Here is an 18,438-nt window from a genome sequence, read left to right as displayed (position 1 = left end):
AGCTACCCACCGAGCAGAGAAAGGGGCCACCATGCCCATCTCGGCAGCCGACCAGGAGCGGCGGGCGCACGCGTTCGCCGAACTCCACCAGGGGCCGGGCGCCTTCGTCATCGCGAACCCGTGGGACGCGGGCACCGCGCGGGTGCTCACCGGGCTCGGCTTCCGCGCGCTGGCGACCACCAGCGGCGGGCTCGCCTTCGCCCTGGGCCGCGCGGACGGCGCCAACCTCGTCACCCGCGAGGAGACGCTGGCGAACGCGGGCGACATCGTCGCCGCGACCACCCTGCCGGTGTCCGCCGACCTGGAGAGCGGCTTCGGCGACCGCCCGGAGGACGTCGCCGAGACCATCGCGCTGGCCGCCGCGGCCGGGTTGGTCGGCGGTTCGATCGAGGACGCCACCGGCCGCCTCGACGACCCCATCCGCGACCTGGCCGAGGCCGTCGAGCGGGTCACCGCCGCGGTCGAGGCGGCCAGGGCGCTGCCGTTCCCGTTCACCCTGACCGCCCGCGCCGAGAACTTCCTGCACGGCAGGCCGGACCTCGACGACACGATCACCCGCCTGCGCGCCTACGCCGCAGCGGGAGCCGACGTCCTCTACGCCCCCGGCCTGCCCGACGCGGACGCGATCCGCGCTGTCTGCGCCGCCGTCGACAAGCCGGTGAACGTGTTGGCCGGTGGTCCGGCCGCGCGCTGCTCGGTCACCAAGCTCGGTGAGTTGGGCGTGCGCCGGATCAGCCTCGGTTCCGCGCTGCCCCGGGCCGCGCTCACCGCCGCCGTGCTGGCCGCGCAGGAGATCGCCGAGTCCGGCACCTTCACCCTCACCACCGGCGCGATGAGCTACGCGCAGGCCGAGGAACTCGTGGAGGGCGCGTGAGCGCGCTGTGGCTGCGGCACGAGGTCCGCGCGACCGAGCGCCGCGCGGCGCTGGTGCCCGAGGACGCGCGAACCCTTGTGGCGTCCGGGATCCCGGTCACGGTCGAGGAGTCGCCGCAACGCGTCTTCCCGATCGCGGACTACGCCGACGCGGGCTGCGCGGTCGCGCCCGCGGGTAGCTGGGTGGACGCGCCGGACGACGTCTTCGTGTTGGGCCTCAAGGAACTCCCCGACGAGCCCCCGCGGTTGCGGCACCGCCATGTCTACTTCGGACACACGTACAAGGAGCAGCGGGGCGCGGCCGAGTTGTTGCGCCGCTTCGCCGACGGCGGCGGCGCGTTGCTGGACCTGGAGTACCTGACCGACGCCACCGGCCGCAGGCTCGCCGCGTTCGGCTACTGGGCGGGCTACGTCGGCGCCGCGCTGGCCGTCCTGCACCTGCGGGACGCGCTGACCACGCCGCTCGTCCCGACGAGCAGGGCCGACCTGGACGCCGCGCTCAAGGGCGCCGACGACCTGCGGGCGCTGGTCATCGGCGCGCTGGGCCGGTGCGGTCGGGGCGCGCGGGACGCGCTCACCGCCGCGGGCGTCACGCCGACCGAGTGGGACCTGGCCGAGACGCGCGACCTCGACAAGGCCGCGCTGATCCGGCACGACCTGCTGGTCAACGCCGTGCTCACGGTCGACCCGGTGCCGCCGTTCGTCACCGACGCCGACCTCGACGACCCGGACCGGCGGCTGCGCGTGGTCGCGGACGTGACCTGCGACGTCACCTCCGACCGCAACGTGCTGCCGATCTACGACCGGATCACCGACTGGGACGCGCCCGCCCGGCGGCTGCGCGACGACCGACCGGTCGACGTCATCGCCATCGACAACCTGCCGTCGCTGCTCCCGCTGGAGGCCAGTGTCAGCTTCTCCGCCGACCTCACGCCCCACCTGCGCACCCTCGCCGACGGCGACGCGTGGACCAGGGCGCTGGCGCGGTTCCACGACGCAGTGACGGGAGTGCGGTCGTGATCCACTGGGTGGGCACCGGCCTGTCGACGGGCAGCGGCGTCGGGGTGCTGGCGGAGCGGTACGAGGTAGCGCTCTACGGTCGGACACGGGAGAAAGCGGCCGCGTGCGTCGCCCGGCTCGGGCTGACCGGCCGGGTCGAGCCGCGGTCCTGGGACGACCTCCGACCGACGCGCGGAGACGTGGTGGTGTCGATGCTGCCCGCCACGGAACACGTGCGGTTGCTGCGGTTGAGCATCGACGCGGGCGCGCACTACGCCAACACCAGCTACGTCTCCGACGAGATCGCCGCGTACGCCGACGCCGCACGGGAGGCCGGGGTCGTGCTGCTGACCGAGGCCGGTCTGGACCCGGGTCTGGACCACCTGCTCGCCCACGACCTGGTTGAACGCGCCCGTGCCGCCGTCCAGGGCCCGGCGACGGCGACCTTCACCTCGTACTGCGGCGGCATCCCCGCGGAGCCCAACGAGTTCCGCTACCGGTTCTCATGGGCCCCGCGCGGCGTTCTGACGGCACTGCTGTCCCCCGCCCGGTATGTCTTTTCGGGCAAGGAAACCGTCACCGAACACCCGTGGGACGCCACCACCGACCACACCCTCGACGGCGAGCGTTTCGAGGCGTACCCCAACCGCGACAGCCTCCCTTTCGTGAGCCAGTACGGCTTCCCGGGATCCTGGCGCCTCGACACGTTCATCCGCGGCACCCTCCGCCTCGACGGGTGGCTGACGACGTGGCAACCGGTCTTCGCCGCCCTGCGCGACCCCGACCCGGACCACATCACCGCCCTGGCCGCGGACCTGGCCGCCAAGTACCCGACCACGGAAACCGACCTGGACCGCGTGGTCCTGTCCGTCGCGCTGACGGTCCGACCGAACAACGGCCCCGAGTGGTCCGGCAGCTACCTGCTGGACCAAACCGGCACCCAGACCGACAGCGCCATGTCCCGCCTGGTCACCGTTCCCCTGGCGGCGGGCATCACCGACATACTGGAAGGCCGCCTGACCCCGGGCCTGCACCGAGCCGCCGCGGACCCCACCTCAGCCCAGCGCTGGCTGGCCTTCCTCGCCGACCACGGGGTCAAGCCGACCTACTCGAACCCAGAAATCACGGAGTAGAAGTCCGCTGCTGGATTGACCGGTGCGCACTCCGCAGGTCTGGCTCGGGATCGGGCGAGGTCTGCGGGGTGCTTGACATGGCGTTGGCAGGAGGTCACGGCCGCCTCACACGAACGTGTACCTATCGATAACGCGTTCCTCGGCCATGCGATACCTCGTGCACAGGCTCCACCTGGGTCGTTGGGAGGCGTCATGATCGAAGCGAGGTTGTACGGCAGGGATTGGGAAGGGCCCGCAACTTTCCCTGTCGTGCCTGCCATCGGGCAGGGAATCGAGTACGCCGCGAAGGTGCACAAGGTTGACCTCACCAGGAGAGGATCGACTGGAGCGCACTCCGGAGGTCTTGCTCGGGATCGGGCGAGACCGGCGGGGTGCGCCAGGCGATGAAGCCGTCAGGGCGGATGAGCGTGGCGGTGGTCGGGGTGAGGTCGTAGGTCTTGAGGAAGTCGGGGGCGGTGAAGTCGACGTCCAGTTGGTGGGCCGTCAGGCCGAGTGCGCGGGCGCCGGTGGTCCACGGGGTGGCGTCCGGGCCCGCCAACAGCACGAAATCGCCGGTGAACAGGTCGATCGTGGAGAGCCGGATGCCGTCTCGGGTCAGCCAGGTGTGCGGGGCGCGGCTGCCGGGGCGGGCGCTCGGGGTTCGGGGGTCTTCGACCAGCGCGGACGGCGGCGCGCCCAGCACGGCGGCGGAGTCGTAGCAGTAGCCGAGGGTGAGCATGAGGTCCTCGGCCCGGGTGGCCTCGTCGCCGTCCGCGTGGTGGCGGTCGTGGAGTAGGCGGAGGCTGGTCTCCAAGGTCGACTGGGCGACCGGGCGCCGCTCGTCCTCGTAGGTGTCGAGCAGGGCGTCGCCCGCTTCACCCTTGACGACAGCCGCCAGCTTCCAAGCCAAGTTGTGCGCATCGGCGATCCCCGTGCTCGCGCCATAAGAGCCCGCGGGCGGGACGACGTGCGCGGCGTCGCCCGCGAAGAACACGCGGCCCGCGCGGTACCGCTGGGCGACCCACGCGCCGCTGGTGCTGTGCGAGATCTTGTGCGGCCACCCGGGGACCGGCGGGACGAGCCGCACGTCCAGATCCGGCACCCCGATCGCGGCGCGGGCCAGCTCGACGCAGTCCTGTTCGGTGTAGTCGTGCGCCTGCGGGCAAGGCATGCCCATCATCCAGCGGCCCGCCTGACGCAGCGGCACCAGCACGGTTCCGACGGTCGGTTCGTCGAGGTAGGCCAGCAGGAAACGGCGGTCGCGCAGCACCGGGGTCAGGTCCGCGTCGAAGACGAAGTACACGCCGTGCGAGGTCTCGCCGACCTGGTCGACGCCGATGCCCAGCCCGCGCCGGATGCCTGCGCGGTGTCCGTCGGCGGCGATCAGGTAGGACGCCTCGATCTCGTACTCGTCCCGCGCGTCGCGGACCACCGCCCGTCCGTCCGCCTGCGCGTACGACACCAACTCGGTCCCGAACCGCACGTCCGCGCCCGCTTCCTCGGCGTGCGCGCGCAGAACCTGCTCCAACTCGTCCTGGTCGACCATGCCCCAGTCGGTCGGGCTCACGGTCTCGGCGGGCCGCAGCCGCGCGCCGAGGTCGACGCGGAACCGCTCCTCGCCCGCCAGGGTCGCGGCGCCGATCATCTCGGGCAGGTCGGCCAGGATCGACGCGCGGGCGCGGATGTCCGGTTCCAGCCCGTACGCGCGGTAGATCTCCATGGTGCGCGGGTTGAACGCCCGGGCCTGCGGCAGCATCGCCGTGCCCGGGTGCCGTTCCACCAGCGTCGCGCGGATCCCCTGACGGGCCAGGAACAGCGCCGCGGACAAGCCGGTGACGCCGCCTCCCGCGATCAGGACGTCGGTCATCGTGCACCCCCTCCGGTGTTGGTGGGACCACGTTATCAAGTGTCTACTTGATTAGAGCAAGAGTTGAGTTGATCAGGTGTCGCCTAAACTCCGCCCGTGCCACCACCGCGCAGGTCACCCAAGCCCCAGGAGCGCCGCCGCGACCCCGAGCGCACCCGCGCGCTGATCCTGGCGGCGGCCGCCGCCGAGTTCGCCGCGCACGGGTTCGCGGGTGCCCGGACCAGCGCGATCGCCGAGCGGGCCGGGGTGAACCAGCAGCTCATCTGGTACTACTTCGACAGCAAGGACGGCCTCTACCGGGCGCTGGCCGAGGTGTGGCAGCGGCGGCAGCGGGAGTTGGTGCCACCCGGAACTCCCTTGCCCGAGCAGCTGCGCCGCTACGCGCTCGAAGCGCTGGACAACCCCGACGGCGTCCGGCTGTTCGCCTGGGCCGGGCTGGAGTACACCGGCACCGACGTCGACCACGATGGCCGCGCGGAGCGGATGCGGCCGACCGTCGAGGAGATCCGCGAGCGGGTCGGCCCCGAGGTGGACCCGGCCTGCCTCACCGTCATGCTCACCGCCGCCGCCATGGCGACGACCACGTTGCCGCACGTCATCGAGAGCGTGTGCGGCGTCGACCCGCGCACACCGGAGTTCGCCCGCCACTACGCCGACCAGGTCGCCACCGTCGCCCGCCTCTTGGGGCTCGCCGATCACCCCTGATCGGGCGACTTCGCGGCGAAATGCCTCAGCTCACCGGCTCGGGTGCCAAAGCCCCCGGCAACACGGCGGGCGAGCAGGGAGTCGGGATGGCGCTGACCACGCGGGGACGGCTGCTGGTCATGACGGGTGTCGGCGTGGCCGCGCTCGGGATCATGGCCGGGGTGGCCGGGTACGCGACCGGCGCGCAGGCCGACGCCACCGACGACCTGGCGCGGGTCAGCGCGGCGATGAGCGCCCAGTGGAACGCCGACATGATGCACGACGGCATCCGCGCCGACGTGATGGCCGCGCTGGCCGCGGGCTCCGAACGGGAGCGCGCGGACTTCGGCACCGACGAGGTCGCCGAGCACGCCGAGACCATGATCACCAAGTTCGACGCGGCCGCCGCGCTGGCGCCCGCCGCCATCCAGGCAGGCTTCGCCAAGACCCGAGCCGCTGTGGTCGACTACGGCGACCGCGCCACGAAGATCGTCGCGGGCGCCGCGCAGGACCGCGAGGCGGCCAAGTCCCGGGTGCCCGACTTCCTGACCGTGTTCGGCGCGTTGGAGGAGAGCCTCGGCGGGCTCGACGACCAGCTGTCCGCCGCGGTCGAGGACCGCAAGGCCGAGGCGTCCGGGATCGGCACCGACAACCTCGTGCTGATCATCCTCTGCGGGCTGGTCGCGGCCGCGGCGTTCGTCGCCATCTCGATCTGGAGCATCACCACCATCCGCAGGCCGCTACTGGCCATGGTGCGCGGCCTCAAGGCGATCGCCGCCCGCGACCTGACCGCCCGGGTGCGCGTCGACCGCACCGACGAGCTCGGCGAGATGGCCGCCGCGATCAACGCCACCGCCGAGTCCATGAGCGAGGTCCTCACCTCGATGGGCGCGGGCACCAAGACCCTCCTCGACGCGGGCGACGACCTGGGCCGCGTGTCCGGCACCCTCGGCGCCGCGGCCGAGGAGACCCTGGCCCGCACCGCCGAGGTCGCCGCCTCCGCGGGCACGGTCTCCACCACCGTCGCCACCATCTCCGACGCGTCGCGGCAGATCGGGTCGTCGGTGCACAGCGTGTCCCAGGCCAGTTCGACCGCGGTGTCGGTCGGCGACCAGGCCGTGCGGGCCGCCGAGGCGACCACCGAGGGCGTGCACCGGTTGCAGGACGCCAGCCGGGAGATCGACGAGATCGTCCGCACCATCACCTCCATCGCCGAGCAGACGAACCTGCTGGCGCTCAACGCCACCATCGAGGCCGCCCGCGCGGGCGCGGCCGGGCGCGGGTTCGCCGTGGTCGCCAGCGAGGTGAAGGACCTGGCGCAGGAGACGTCGCAGGCCACGGAGGACGTGAAGGCCAAGATCGGCGTCATCCAGGCGCTCACCGGCGAGACCGTGGATTCCATCGGCGGGATCCGGTCGGTCATCGGGCAGATCAACGAGGGGCAGCACCGCATCGCGGGGGAGGTCGACGAGCAGACCCGGACCACGGAGGGCATCGCGGCCAGCGTCGGCGAGGTCGGCCGCACCACCGACCTGATCCGCGGCAGCCTCGACGGCATCACCGCCTCCGCCACCGCCACCGCGGAAGGCGCCGCGGCGACCCAGACCTCGGCGGCGACCCTCATCGCCACGGTCCGCCAGGTCGACGACCTGATCGCCACCTTCACCTACCGCTGACGCCCAGGTAGTCGGCCTGGCCTGCGGCGGGAACCCGCGCGGCTGGATTCAGCCGCGGGTGCCCCACTGGCCCCGGTGGATCAACTCGGCCGGGTCGCGGCGGCGCTGGTTGACCCGGTCCGGTTGCGGCGGCGTGTCCGGCGCCCGGTAGCCGACCGTGATCCCGCCGATCGGGGTGTACTCCGCAGGCACGCCGAACTCCGCTCGGAACCCGTCCGTGTGCTCCGGGGGGATGCCGAACAGGCAGGCGTCCAAGCCCTCGTCGACGGCGGTCAGCAGGATCAGCAGGGCCGACATCCCCGTGTCCACGTACCAGTACGGCACCGGCCACCGGCTCTCCGCGCGGTCTTCCCACCCCTTGTCCGGCTCCGCGTACCGCTCCAGGTACGTCAGCTTGTGCGCCAAGGGGACCACGACGAGCGGGGCGTCCTGCATAGTCGGTGTCTGTTCCACGCGGGTCGGCACGAAGGGCCAGAACCGGGCCCGGTCCGCCGCCGCCGTCAGCGCCAGGAAGGCCCAGCCCTGGGAGAACCCGGCGGACGGGGCGCGGAGGGCGTTGGCCAGCAGGCGGTCGACCACCTCGGGGGTCAGGGGCCGGTCGGTGTAGTGCCGCACCATCCGGCGGCGGCGCACCACCTCGGAGAACTCCACGGGTCGACCGTAGCCGAAGCGGCTACCGTGGGGCGAGTGCGTGTCGCGACGTGGAACGTCAACTCGGTGAAGCAGCGGAAGGCGCGGTTCCTGCCGTGGCTGGACGAGCGCCTGCCGGACGTGGTTTGCCTGCAGGAGACCAAACTCGCCGACGACGCCTTCACGGCGCTGCTCGGCGACGACCTCGCCGAGCGCGGCTACCAGGTCGCGCTCAACGGCGAGGTGCAGTGGAACGGTGTCGCGCTGCTGTCCCGCGTGGGACTCGACGACGTGGTGCGCGGCCTGCCCGGTGGCCCCGGCTTCCCGCACCAGGAGGCGCGGGCCGTGTCGGCGACCTGCGGCGGTGTCCGTGTCCACTCCGTCTACGTGCCCAACGGGCGGGAGCCCGATTCGGACCACTACCGCTACAAGTTGGACTGGTTGGCCGCGCTGCGCGACGCCGTCCACCGCGGCCCCGAGGCGGTCGTCGTGTGCGGTGACATCAACATCGCGCCGACCGACGCCGACGTGTTCGACCCCGCCGCCTTCGCGGGCCACACCCACGTCACCGAGCCGGAACGGGCCGCGCTCACCGCGCTGCTCGACCTCGGGTTGCGGGACGTGGTCCGCGACCGCTGGCCGGACGAGCGCGTGTTCAGCTACTGGGACTACCGCGCGGGCATGTTCCACCAGGACCTCGGCATGCGCATCGACCTCGTGCTCGCGGGTGCCCCGGTCGCGGACCGGGTCGCCGCGGCCTGGGTGGACCGCAAGGCCCGCAAGGGAACCGGGCCCAGCGACCACGCGCCGGTCGTCGTCGACCTGGACACCGCGCCGGACGGCGACATCGGGCCCGTGGTGCCGCCGCCCTCGGCGCGGGGGCGCACGGGTAAGCTCCCGCAGTCCCGGGGCCGGTAGCCCGAAGAGCCCAGCGGTCTACGCAAAGTAGAGCGTGGTCGGTACCGCGGTGTGGGCTGAACCGGGTCAACGCGTCGGCATCGGGGTGATTGGGCCGCCGTCCCCGCTGCGCGCGACGGTGCGGGCGGCAGGCTGACGGGCGTGGCGCACCATCGGGCGGGAGACGACGTGACCGGCGCTGATTCGCAGTGGCCTACAACAACCCTGCTCGGCAGCCTCGCCGAGCGGACCAGGACCGTCCTGCTCGCGGCGGGCGCCGAGAACCGCTACGACCGCAACCACTTCCTGCTGCGCCAGGACGAGGAAGGCGACCTCGCCCACCTCATCGTGGACGGTGCGGTGAAGGTGTTCGTGGAGACCTCCTCCGGTGGCAAGAGCGTGTTCGGCATCCGCATGGCCGGGGAGATGGTCGGCGAGATGAGCGCGCTGGACCCGCGGTCGCGGCGGTCGGCGAGCGTGCAGGCCTCCACCCCGGTGGTGGTGCGGTCGCTGCGCCGCAGCCGGTTCCGCCAGCTCATGGCCGAGTACCCGGACCTGTCGCTGGAGGTCACCCGGATGATCAGCGCCCGGCTGCGCTGGGCCAATCGGCGCCGGGTGGACGCGACCATCAAGGACGGCCGGGTCAAGCTGAGCAGGCTGCTGGTGGAGGTGGCCGCGCACTACGGCGAGCAGGTGGGCGACCACTGGGAACTGCGCGTACCACTCACCCAGCACGAACTCGGCTACGTCGCGGGCCTGGCCAACCGGACGGTGGAGAAGGCGCTGCACGACCTGGAGCACGAGGGCGTCATCAGCAAGAGCTACCGGCGGATCCGCATCGTGGACATGGAGAAGCTGCGGCTGATCGCGGGGTGGGGCGAGAATCCGCCGCCGTGCGTAGTGCGGTGACCGGAAGTGTCGGACAGTGTCGGTCATCCCCCTGATCGACACGGAAGGCTCAACTGATGGCACCGAACGGCGCAGCGCCACCCCGGCTCTGCGTTGCCGTGGCCGCCGACGGCCCCGGCCCGACCTGCGACCGCCTGCTCCGCGCCACCGAGGTGTTCGCCGACGCCGCGCGGCGCGCCGACCTCGGCGAACCGGTGTGGCGGACGGTGGGCGCGCACCAGGTCGGCCTGTTGCCGGTGACCGACCCGGTGCCCGCCGCGGTCGACCGGTTCACCCAGGCCCTGGACCTGGCGCTGGGCCTGCACAACGCCGACCGCGACCGGCTGCGGCTGCGGGTCGCGCTGCACCGCGGCCTGGTCGATGACCCGGACACCTGCCTCGGACCCGGTGTGGCGCAGGCGATCCGGCTGCTCGGCAGCCGCGCGCTGCGCGACGCGCTCGACGAGGCTCCGGACACCACGCTCGCACTGCTGCTGTCCGACCGGGTGCCGACCTGCCCGTGGTGGGTCGACGGGCTGCGGGAGATCCTGTTGTGGCACAGCAACTCCCAGGACGACTGCGGTTCCGGTGAACACCCGTTCACCGGCGACGCGCACACCGACTTCTGCGACCGCGCGTGGCTGTGGACGCCCGGCTGGCAACCGGTCGCGACCGCCCTGGCCGCCGCGGACCAGACCGTCCACTGAGGACCAATCCGGATTCGTGCCGGAAAGTGGTCGCCCACCTGACATTTCGTGGTCATTTCCCGTCTGCGGGCGCGGTCGCGGCAGCCGGTTCTGCACACTGGGTCCCACCGCAGGTGACCGCGCTCGAAGAAGCCCCCGAGGAACGCCTTGTCCGAACCCCGCGACGCCGGGTCCCGACCGCACCGCCGGGACCACCGCGCCCCAGTCGGTGCCGAGCCGGTGGCCACGTGATCGAGGTGGCGCTGGAGCCCGCCGGGCTGGCCGTGGGGCGGGAGACCGAGCTGTTCGTGCGGCTGCGCAACCCCGGACCGGGCACCTGCACCAACGTCCTGGTGAAACTCCGGTTCCCGCACCAGGTCCAGCTGCTGCGCGGGCCGGCGTGGGTGGAGGAGTTCCGGCTCGGCCCCGGGCAGGAGGTGGTGCGCAAGGTGCTGGTACGCGCGACCGAACCCGGCCGGTGGCACGCCCGCGCGGTCAACTTCACCTACCGCGACCGCTTCGGCGACTCCCGGTACGTCGACGACCTCAGCCTCGAGCTGCGGGCCACCGAACCGGAACCCGCGGCCGCCGAACCGGCCTGGCGCGCGACACTGCGCACCGAGGCCGTTCGCGTGTCCACTTGGGACAATCTCTGCGGGCGGGTGGACAACGTCGGCGACTGCGCGCTCGACGGGGTCGAGGTGCGCGTCGAGGGACCGTTCCGGCACGACGGCCCGCAGTGGCGGCGGTTGCCGCCGATCGAGGTCGGCGGGCACGGCTCGTTCGAGGTGCCCGTGCACGTCACCGACACCGGCGCGCTGCCGGTCCGGGTGCGGACCCGGGTGGCCGCGGCGGGCCGGGTCTGGCGCGACGAGCAGGAGTTCAAGGTCAACGCCGGGCAGCCGCGGGCGGAGACCGCCGACGAGCCGGTGCGGATCCTGTTCCTCAACGCCAGCCCGGACAACGACGACGTGCCCGTGCTGGACTGGGAGGGCGAGTACAACGCGATCCGCCACGAGCTGCGGCTGTCCCGGCAGCGGGACCGGTTCGCGCTGGACTCCCGGGTGGCGGTGACCAGCGTCGAGCTGATGCGCGCCGTGCGGGACGCGCGGCCGTCGCTGGTGCACTTCAGCGGGCACGGCTACGCCGACGGCGACCTGCTGCTGGAGAACCCGTCGGGCGGCGCGGTCCGGGTGCCCGCCGAGGGGGTGGCCCGGTTGTTCCGCGCCCACGCCGACGTGATCGGCGGCGTGGTGGTCAACGCCTGCCACAGCGAACCGCTGGCGCGGGCGGTGTCCACGCGCATCGGGTTCGCCGTCGGGCTCGCGGGCCGGGTCAACGACCGGCTGGCCATCGACTTCAGCACCGGCTTCTACATGGCCTACGCGGCGGGTGACGGCGTCGAGGCGGCCTTCGAGAGCGGGCTCACGCTGATGGCCATGCACCCCTACCACTCGGCGGAGAGCGACCTGCCGCGGCTGTACGTCGGCGGTCAGCGCGCCAGGTGAATCCAGGCATGGTCGCTGAACTCCTTGGCGGGCACCGTGGCCTGCACCGGGCTGAACTCCGCCGGGTCCAGCGAGCCGTAGCGCGGCCGCACGATCTCCCGGTAGAGCACGTCCGGCACGATCAGCGCGAACTGCGCGTCCTGGGCACCCGCCAGGGCCGCGCGCAGCTCGTGGCTGTCGAGCAGCCGGTGGATGGCGATCGGCACGTCACCGGACGCGCCGCCGTCGCTGGGCACCAGGTGGCCGCGGTGCAGCGCGACCCGCAGCCGCAGCCGGGCGTGGTCGTTGAGGTCAGCGTTGAGCTCGCGCAGCGCGGACCGCAGCCCCTCCACGAACGCGGGCACCACCACCGACTCGTCCACCCCGGGGGCCAGCACCGCGAACTGGCCGTCGCCGCTGCCCTGCAGCTCCACCGACCGGTCGTCCACACCCGCCCGCCGCCGCGCCTCGGCCAGGACGGCGAAGAACCGCGTCTGCGCGCGCTCGGCGGCCGTGCCGCTGAACCGGCGGAACCGCTCGATGTCGGCGGCGTAGCAGAGCCGGACCGCGGGTCTGCCCGGTCGGCGCCTGCCCTGCTCGGGGGCCACCGCGACCGGGCGGGCGACGTCGTCCCAGCCCGGGGGCAGCGGGACGGCGAAGCGGTGGCCCGCCGCGGAGCTGGCGTGCTCGCGGCGCGGGCCGCCGAGGGGGACACCGGTCGGCGCGGTCGTCGAGACGTCCACCCGCAACACCCCGGAGAGGACCTCCGCGCCGAGGGGGACCTGGAGCACGGCGTGCGCCAGGCACTCGGCGGGGATCGGCCGGTCGCCCTCCGGTTGGCCGACCAGCCAGCTGATCGCCCCGGTGGACAGGGTGGACACCGCGGCCGTCCCACCGGTCGCGGGGATCGTCTCCGCCCACAGCTCCGCCGCGGTGATCCCGGGGTCGTCCAGTGCGGCCCGCAGGTAGGCCGCGACGAACCGGGACCGCCGGGTGGCGCCGTCGAGGCGGAAGCCGAAGCACACCCGCACCAGCCCGTACCCCGGTGCCGCGGGCCGCGGGTCGGGTACGGCGGCGACCTCGGGGGTGCGGTGCTCGACGTTGCCGAGCAGCCTGGGCGACACCAGGTCCACCATGCCCGAATCCCCTCTCCGTCAGCGCATCGGCGGCACGTCCGGCAGGATCCGCCGGGCGCCGACCAGCAACGCGCTCTGCGGCGCGACCAGCACCGGGCCGTGCCGCCCGTGCACGATGCTGTCCCGGCCGGTGGTCACCACCAGCGACTGCCCGGGGTCGTCGCCCGCGGCCACCAGCTCGCGCACCAACCGCAGCGCGGTGGCGTTCGCGGCGACCGCGTCGTGCACGACGAACCGCCGGTACTGGCGGTAGGGCTTGCCGGGCACCTCGTGCGGGCCTTCCGAGACGGTCCGGACGTACCGGTGGTCCAGGCTGGTCACCCCGGGCACCAGCCGCCGCAGGTCGACCTCGGTGAGCTCCTCGACCAGCTCCCGCTCCAGGCACTCCTCGGCGGTCTCCCGGTAGGCGCCGGAGTCGAACCAGTGCAGGAAGTCCCGCAGGCACGTGGTCGGCAGGAAGCCCCGCAGGTCCGCGCGCTTGGTGTCGCGGTCGCCGTCGTGCCGGGGCCGTTCCTCCTGGAACCCCAGGGCGTCGAGCACGGCGGCGGCGGGCGGGAAGTACTTGACCACCCCGCCGGGCGGCCCGAAGGACCCGGGCCGCGACGCGGCGTGGAACAGCACGAACCGCTCGTCCTCGCGGATGCGCAGGAGCACGCTCATGGACACCCGCACCAGCCGCCGGGGATCGAGGGCGTGCGGGGAATCGGGCACCCGGTCAGCCTGGCACAGGCCCACCGCCGAGGCGGACCGACCGCATCGCTTTGTCCTGCAATTGACAACGGGGCGCCGGAGTGGACACCGCGCCCGCTATCCGGTCGCACCGCGCCACGGGGCAGGCGAACTGCTCGGGAACCGGTGCCCGTGCGGCCGTTCCGGGCTCGACCGCCCGGGAATCCGCTGCGGGGAAAGGTTTCCCCGTGGGCTGCCTGCCGACGTAACGTGTTTCCTCGGCATGGAGTTGGCCGAGTTCATCGGCCAGCTCCCGCCACTCCCACACCGAGACCGCGTCCCCCGCCCGGGTCCGCGCCAGCAACTCGGTGAACCGCCGCCACCGCCCGAAGTGCCGCGCCCGCTCGTCGAGGGTCGGCACCTCGGCGCACACCGCGCCCCACTGGCGCTCGTCATCACGCGTCACCCGAACCTCCGAGAGGAGCCGCCACCGTGGCCACCGAGGTTACCTTCGACGGCATCGCCCTACCGGTGCGCAAATCCGCCGAGATCCGCTCGGTGGTGCGGCGCATCCGGTGGCCGCACCAGGTCGACCTCGTGGAGTTCGTGCGCCCGCTGGGCGGCGGTCTGAGCGGCGCGTTCGTGGCGCAGGTGCGCGCGCACGGGGACACGAGCGCGATCACGCACGTGGTGAAGGTGGACGCGGCCCGGGTGCTGCGCGCCGAGTGGGAGGCGTACGACCGCCTGGTCCGGCCCTTCACCAACGCCTTCTGCGCGCCGATAGAGGCGACTTCCCTGACCGGCGAGGAAGCCGACGACGACCTGGCGGCGGTGGTCTACGCGCACGTCGGCCAGTTCGCCGGGAACGTCGGTGACGTGCGGGTGCTGGAGGAGGTCGTGGCGGAGGCCGTCCGCACCGGCGACCACACCGCGGTCGAGGTGCTGGACCAGGTGCTGCGCGGCGCGGTGAACGTGTTCCAGCACCGGTACGCGGTGGTCGAGCACGCGTCCTCCCTGCGGGAGCTGAACACCGGGCTGGGTCCCAACCTGACGGTCGAGGTGGACGACCTCCCGCGCGCGGAGCACGTCCCGGACGACGAGATCCTGCTCCGCTCCTGCGGCGGCCCGGACGACCTGGCGGTCGGGGAGCGGATCGGCCTGTCCCGGCTGCGCATGGCGGTGCGCGGCGACCGCGTGCTCGGCGTGGGCGAGCACATCCGGGTGCGGCTCCTCGGCGAGCACACGCTCAACACCGGTCACATCACGGCCGTGCGCGGCGCGGCCACCCGCGCGCGGGTGGCCGAGACCGAACTGGTCTACGCCGACCCCTTCACCCCGCTGGCCAGGATCCTCACCGAAGAGCTGCCGGGTCGGGTCTACGCCAACTCCCACGGTGACCTCAACCCGCGCAACATCATGCTTTCCGGTACCAAGTCCTACCTGATCGACTACGCCCGGGCCCGCGAGCGGCGCCCGCAGCAGTCGGACTTCGCCTGGCTGGAGATCGGTCTCACCCGGGACGTCCTGGCCGACCACGACCCGCGGGCGCTGCTGCGGCTGCACCGGGTCCTCGGCCTGGCCACCGCGCTGCTCGACCTCGGGCTGGAAGCGGACGGGTTGTGCGCGGACCTGGTCGGCGAGGAGCTGGCCACGGCGTTCCGGGTGCTGTTCACCGTGCGCCGCAACGGTCACCGCTGCCACCCGGACAAGTCCGCCCAGCGCTGGCGCGACGAGTACCACCGGGCCCTGTTCCTGGCCGCGCACCGGACGATGAAGTGGGCGGAACCGGTCCAGACGGCGCGGAAGCTGCGGCTGTCCGCGGCCGTGGCGGGGGCGTCCGCCGAGTGGTTGGACGGGGACAACCCGTTCCGCCACTGGGATCCGGAGGACCTGGGGACGGCGCTGGACGGACTCGGGGAGTTGCTCCCGTTCACCGACGACGAGGCCGTCCGACTGGTGGTCCGGTTGACCGACGCCCTGCGGCTGCGGCGGACACCGCACCCGCACGAGGCGAAGGTCCTCGTCCGGATCGCGGGCAGGCTCGTCTTCGAGCGCTGCGGCGCCTACGCCCGGTCGAGGGTGCTGGAGCTGCGCAACGCGCACGACGGGTTCGTCAACAAGCTCAACGTCAACCCGGACAAGGTCCTGCCCCAACGGGACGTCCAACTGGTCGGTCCTTCGGGCAGCGGGAAGACGGCCGTGGCCACCGAACTGGCCTACCAGACCGCGTACTCGGTCCTCGACAGCCGGATCGCCCGGTACCTGCCGGTGTCGCTGGCCCCCGGCGAACTCGGCCTGGCGCCCGCCGCGCTGCTCGCCGGGACCGGGCTGGAGTCGGTGGCCGAGCAGGCGTTCGCCCTGGGCGCGGTCCGGCTGATCGTCGACGAGGTGACCAAGTCGGACGTGCCGGTGCTCACCGGCTACCGCGCCAGGTACCCGGCGCTGGGGTGGGTGCTGTGCACCCAGACCGCGCTGGACGACCTGGGCGAGGTGCACGAGCTGCACGAGCTGGACGCGGCGACGATCCTGGAGTTCCTGTCGAGCCTGCTGCGCGGCAGCCGCTACACCCGCGACGAGATAGCGCGGCTCGTCGGCAGGCTGCTCAAGCGGGCGCAGTGGCGGTCCATCGGCGTCGGCCGACCGGTGTGGCTGGTGCGGTTGGCGGGGTACGTGCGCAACTCCGGGATGCCGCAGCCGCTGCCCGTGCCGATGGCCGTCCTCGACTCCACCGACGAGGAGCACTGGCTCTACGACGCGGCCAAGTCGCTGGTCGGCGCCGACCAGCGGACCCTGCGGGAGTACCTGGCCAAGGAGCCGGAGCGCGACGTGCTGCAACTGCTGGCGATCATGCCGGACGTGCCCGCGGTCACCATCGGCACCGTCGTCGACTTCTGCACCGACCACGACCCGGTCTTCGCCGCCAACCTGATCACCCTCTCCCGCGCCGACGGAACCGCGTTCACCCACGCCGTGGAACGCGTCCTCAGGGACGCCGACGCCTCACCGACCCAACGCCGCCAAGCCGCGGAGGCGCTGACCGAACTGCCGGAGCCGCAGGTGGCGGTGCTGCTCGGGGTGGCGACTGATACCGAGGTCGACGCCACCGGCCGGTGCGCCGCCCTCCAGGCGTTGAGCGCGGTCGGTGGTGAGCTGGACAGTGCCGTGCACAAGGTGTTGATGGAGCCCGCGTCCGAGGTCACGGAGGTGGCCATCAGCGTGGTCGCGACCGGGCGCCTGCGCGGGTACGAGTTGTACCTGGCGGAACTGGTCACGTCCGCGAAGTCGTGGTCCCTGGTTTCCCTCGCCTTCGACACGCTCCTCGACCTCGGCGTGAAACCCCCGCCGGAGTTCAGCGACGCCTACGCGCACGCGGGGGAACGGCGCTTGGCGGAGGTGGAGGCCGCGCTGCCCACCCTCTGCACGGTTCCGGAGATCCGCGCGGCCCGGAAGGAACGCGCGCGGTTGGTGGAGGGGTTGGTCGACCGCAAGTCGACCGGCTGGCGTCTGCGGAAGTGCTTCGCCTTCGACCTCACCGTCGGCGGTGTACCGGAGCGGTTCCTGCCCATGGGGCGCGATCCGTTCAGCGTCGCCTACCGCCTTTTCCGCTCGGAGCCGGGGAGGTTGGTCCGCGAAACCCCGCCCGACGCCCCGGATGACTGGCTGCTGGTGGCCGCGGCGGCGATCCACGAGACGTCGCTCGACGCGGGCCGGAAGCTGTTCCTGCGGGTGCTCGCCGAGGTGCGGTCGAACCAGATGGAGGGGCTGTCGGCGTTGCTGGTGGCGATCTACGAGCTCGATCACCGGGAGGGGGTCGAACTCGCTGCCCGGGCGACGGATGCCTTGGCTGCTCGTGGTGTTCCGGAACGCCATAGGTGGCCGTGGTTGTCGGCCATCACCCGGGTTCAGGGGGCGTACCGGGAACTGGACGAACTGCTCTGCCTGGACGACGAATCGGCCTATGCCGCCATGGTCTCCCTCGCTACACGTGGCTTCCTGCACACAGCTTCTCCGGGCCCTCGTCACCACTTCAGCCCACCGGCGCGCGCCCGCCTCTTGGGCATGCCCGCCACCCCCGAGTGGGCGCGAGCGGTTGCCACTGCCGGTCTGCACGAAGCTTTGCCGCGGATCCTGGACTTGGCGGAGGAAACCGAAGTCGCCCCGGTCCCGCGCGTTGACGCGGCCCGGGGGCCGGTCGCCAACTCGCCGCGGGCGGATGTGCTGCTGGTGCTGGGCCACCTTGCTCGTCGGGCTCGGGAGACGGGGGCCGACATCGGTGAGGTCCGGTACTACCTGGCGGTTCCGGACCGACACCCGGATGTGGAACGGGCAAGGCTCCTGGCCCTGGCCTACCTGGGCGACTGGCAGCTCATCCGGACGGCGGACCTCACCGCGGACCCGTACCGAACGGCCGCGTACAACCTGCTGGACCACTGGCTGACCACCCCACCCACTCCCGTCGCGGACTGGCTGAAGAACCGGCTCCACGACCGATCCCTGCCCAAACTTGCTCGGTGGGCCTACACGGACCTACTGCACCACGCCCTCAACCCCCGCACGCCCTGACCCGCTCCCAGCCCTCGCACCACTCTCGACTCCCGCGCCGCCTGTGCGCGCATGCCCTGGTCCTCTGCACCTCCCGACCTCACGCGCCTCCATCTGTGCCCAGCCGATTTCGGGTTGTCCACAGAGGCTTATTCAGCGGCGTAGAAGTAGAGTCCTATAACGGCCGAGATGGTGTTGGCGAAGGTGTTGATGGGTCGCCGGTAGTCGGTGTGGAGAACACGCCAGGTCTTGAGTTGGGCGATGGCGCGTTCGACCACGACACGGATGGAGT

15 protein-coding genes are annotated in these 18,438 nt (G+C 72.6%); 10 read left to right on the top strand and 5 right to left on the bottom strand.

Annotation, left to right across the window (positions count from 1 at the left end; all coding sequences use genetic code 11):
- The first annotated feature begins 31 nt into the window (after positions 1-31).
- Genes CLV40_RS27145 through CLV40_RS27135 form a run of 3 tightly spaced genes read left to right on the top strand, consistent with a single transcriptional unit; the run spans position 32 to position 3,005 of the window.
- Positions 32-874, top strand: a complete 843-nt coding sequence (locus CLV40_RS27145; RefSeq protein WP_104481838.1) for an isocitrate lyase/PEP mutase family protein — start codon at positions 32-34, stop codon at positions 872-874.
- Positions 871-1,893 carry a saccharopine dehydrogenase gene (locus CLV40_RS27140; protein WP_104481837.1) on the top strand — a complete coding sequence of 341 codons (1,023 nt, stop codon included), beginning with the start codon at positions 871-873 and terminating at the stop codon, positions 1,891-1,893. The genes CLV40_RS27145 and CLV40_RS27140 overlap by 4 nt, the downstream gene beginning before the upstream one ends.
- The gene (locus CLV40_RS27135; RefSeq protein ID WP_219824126.1) at positions 1,890-3,005 is read left to right on the top strand and encodes a saccharopine dehydrogenase C-terminal domain-containing protein; all 1,116 of its coding nucleotides are present in this window, start codon (positions 1,890-1,892) and stop codon (positions 3,003-3,005) included. Before CLV40_RS27140 ends, CLV40_RS27135 begins: the two co-directional genes overlap by 4 nt.
- A 304-nt stretch (positions 3,006-3,309) precedes the next feature.
- On the opposite strand, the gene CLV40_RS27130 is transcribed toward CLV40_RS27135, so the two are convergent.
- Positions 3,310-4,851 (bottom strand): FAD-dependent oxidoreductase, encoded by a 1,542-nt coding sequence (locus tag CLV40_RS27130; RefSeq protein ID WP_104481835.1) that lies wholly within the window; start codon positions 4,849-4,851, stop codon positions 3,310-3,312.
- 96 nt (positions 4,852-4,947) lie between these two features.
- Between CLV40_RS27130 and CLV40_RS27125 the strand changes: the two genes are divergently transcribed.
- Together CLV40_RS27125 and CLV40_RS27120 are read left to right on the top strand one after the other, a co-directional pair.
- Positions 4,948-5,556, top strand: coding sequence for a TetR/AcrR family transcriptional regulator (locus CLV40_RS27125; protein WP_104481834.1), 609 nt, complete (start codon positions 4,948-4,950; stop codon positions 5,554-5,556).
- Positions 5,557-5,642: 86 nt separating this feature from the next.
- Entirely contained in the window at positions 5,643-7,211 is a 1,569-nt protein-coding gene (locus tag CLV40_RS27120) for a methyl-accepting chemotaxis protein (RefSeq protein ID WP_181043763.1), read from the top strand.
- A 48-nt stretch (positions 7,212-7,259) separates the two neighbouring features.
- Here the strand turns inward: CLV40_RS27120 and CLV40_RS27115 are convergent, their stop codons facing one another.
- Positions 7,260-7,862: a nitroreductase family protein gene (locus CLV40_RS27115; protein WP_104481832.1), complete on the bottom strand. Its 603-nt coding sequence runs from the start codon at positions 7,860-7,862 to the stop codon at positions 7,260-7,262.
- A 27-nt stretch (positions 7,863-7,889) separates the two neighbouring features.
- Between CLV40_RS27115 and CLV40_RS27110 the strand changes: the two genes are divergently transcribed.
- The 4 genes from CLV40_RS27110 (at position 7,890) to CLV40_RS27095 (ending at position 11,820) form a co-directional block, all read left to right on the top strand.
- Complete coding sequence (locus CLV40_RS27110; RefSeq protein ID WP_104481831.1) at positions 7,890-8,759, top strand: exodeoxyribonuclease III; 870 nt, start codon at positions 7,890-7,892, stop codon at positions 8,757-8,759.
- 168 nt (positions 8,760-8,927) lie between these two features.
- The gene (locus CLV40_RS27105; RefSeq protein ID WP_146108262.1) at positions 8,928-9,647 is read left to right on the top strand and encodes a Crp/Fnr family transcriptional regulator; all 720 of its coding nucleotides are present in this window, start codon (positions 8,928-8,930) and stop codon (positions 9,645-9,647) included.
- Positions 9,648-9,703: 56 nt separating this feature from the next.
- Positions 9,704-10,333 (top strand): hypothetical protein, encoded by a 630-nt coding sequence (locus CLV40_RS38370; protein ID WP_181043761.1) that lies wholly within the window; start codon positions 9,704-9,706, stop codon positions 10,331-10,333.
- Positions 10,334-10,560: 227 nt separating this feature from the next.
- Positions 10,561-11,820, top strand: coding sequence for a CHAT domain-containing protein (locus tag CLV40_RS27095; RefSeq protein WP_104481828.1), 1,260 nt, complete (start codon positions 10,561-10,563; stop codon positions 11,818-11,820).
- On the opposite strand, the gene CLV40_RS27090 is transcribed toward CLV40_RS27095, so the two are convergent.
- From CLV40_RS27090 to CLV40_RS27080, 3 genes are read right to left on the bottom strand one after another with little or no spacing between them, the layout of a single operon-like run.
- Entirely contained in the window at positions 11,805-12,935 is a 1,131-nt protein-coding gene (locus CLV40_RS27090) for a hypothetical protein (RefSeq protein WP_104481827.1), read from the bottom strand. The two genes, CLV40_RS27095 and CLV40_RS27090, sit on opposite strands and share 16 nt — an antisense overlap.
- Before the next feature lie 18 nt (positions 12,936-12,953).
- Positions 12,954-13,646, bottom strand: coding sequence for an SMODS-associated NUDIX domain-containing protein (locus CLV40_RS27085; RefSeq protein WP_146108261.1), 693 nt, complete (start codon positions 13,644-13,646; stop codon positions 12,954-12,956).
- Between the two features lie 4 nt (positions 13,647-13,650).
- Entirely contained in the window at positions 13,651-14,070 is a 420-nt protein-coding gene (locus tag CLV40_RS27080) for a hypothetical protein (RefSeq protein WP_104481825.1), read from the bottom strand.
- 26 nt (positions 14,071-14,096) lie between these two features.
- Between CLV40_RS27080 and CLV40_RS27075 the strand changes: the two genes are divergently transcribed.
- A complete protein-coding gene (locus CLV40_RS27075) occupies positions 14,097-18,167 on the top strand; it encodes a hypothetical protein (RefSeq protein ID WP_104481824.1) in 4,071 nt (1,356 codons plus the stop codon).
- Positions 18,168-18,438 lie beyond the last annotated feature (271 nt).

The sequence above is a fragment of the Actinokineospora auranticolor genome, from assembly GCF_002934265.1.
Taxonomy (GTDB): domain Bacteria; phylum Actinomycetota; class Actinomycetes; order Mycobacteriales; family Pseudonocardiaceae; genus Actinokineospora; species Actinokineospora auranticolor.
This window is presented reverse-complemented; position numbering and strand designations above follow the sequence as displayed.

What these genes read in the sequence shown, in the direction of transcription:
- CLV40_RS27145 (WP_104481838.1), top strand. Translation starts at nt 32, where the DNA reads ATGCCCATCTCGGCAGCCGACCAGGAGCGGCGGGCGCACGCGTTCGCC.
- CLV40_RS27130 (WP_104481835.1), bottom strand. Translation starts at nt 4,851, where the DNA reads ATGACCGACGTCCTGATCGCGGGAGGCGGCGTCACCGGCTTGTCCGCG.
- CLV40_RS27120 (WP_181043763.1), top strand. Translation starts at nt 5,643, where the DNA reads ATGGCGCTGACCACGCGGGGACGGCTGCTGGTCATGACGGGTGTCGGC.
- CLV40_RS38370 (WP_181043761.1), top strand. Translation starts at nt 9,704, where the DNA reads ATGGCACCGAACGGCGCAGCGCCACCCCGGCTCTGCGTTGCCGTGGCC.
- CLV40_RS27090 (WP_104481827.1), bottom strand. Translation starts at nt 12,935, where the DNA reads ATGGTGGACCTGGTGTCGCCCAGGCTGCTCGGCAACGTCGAGCACCGC.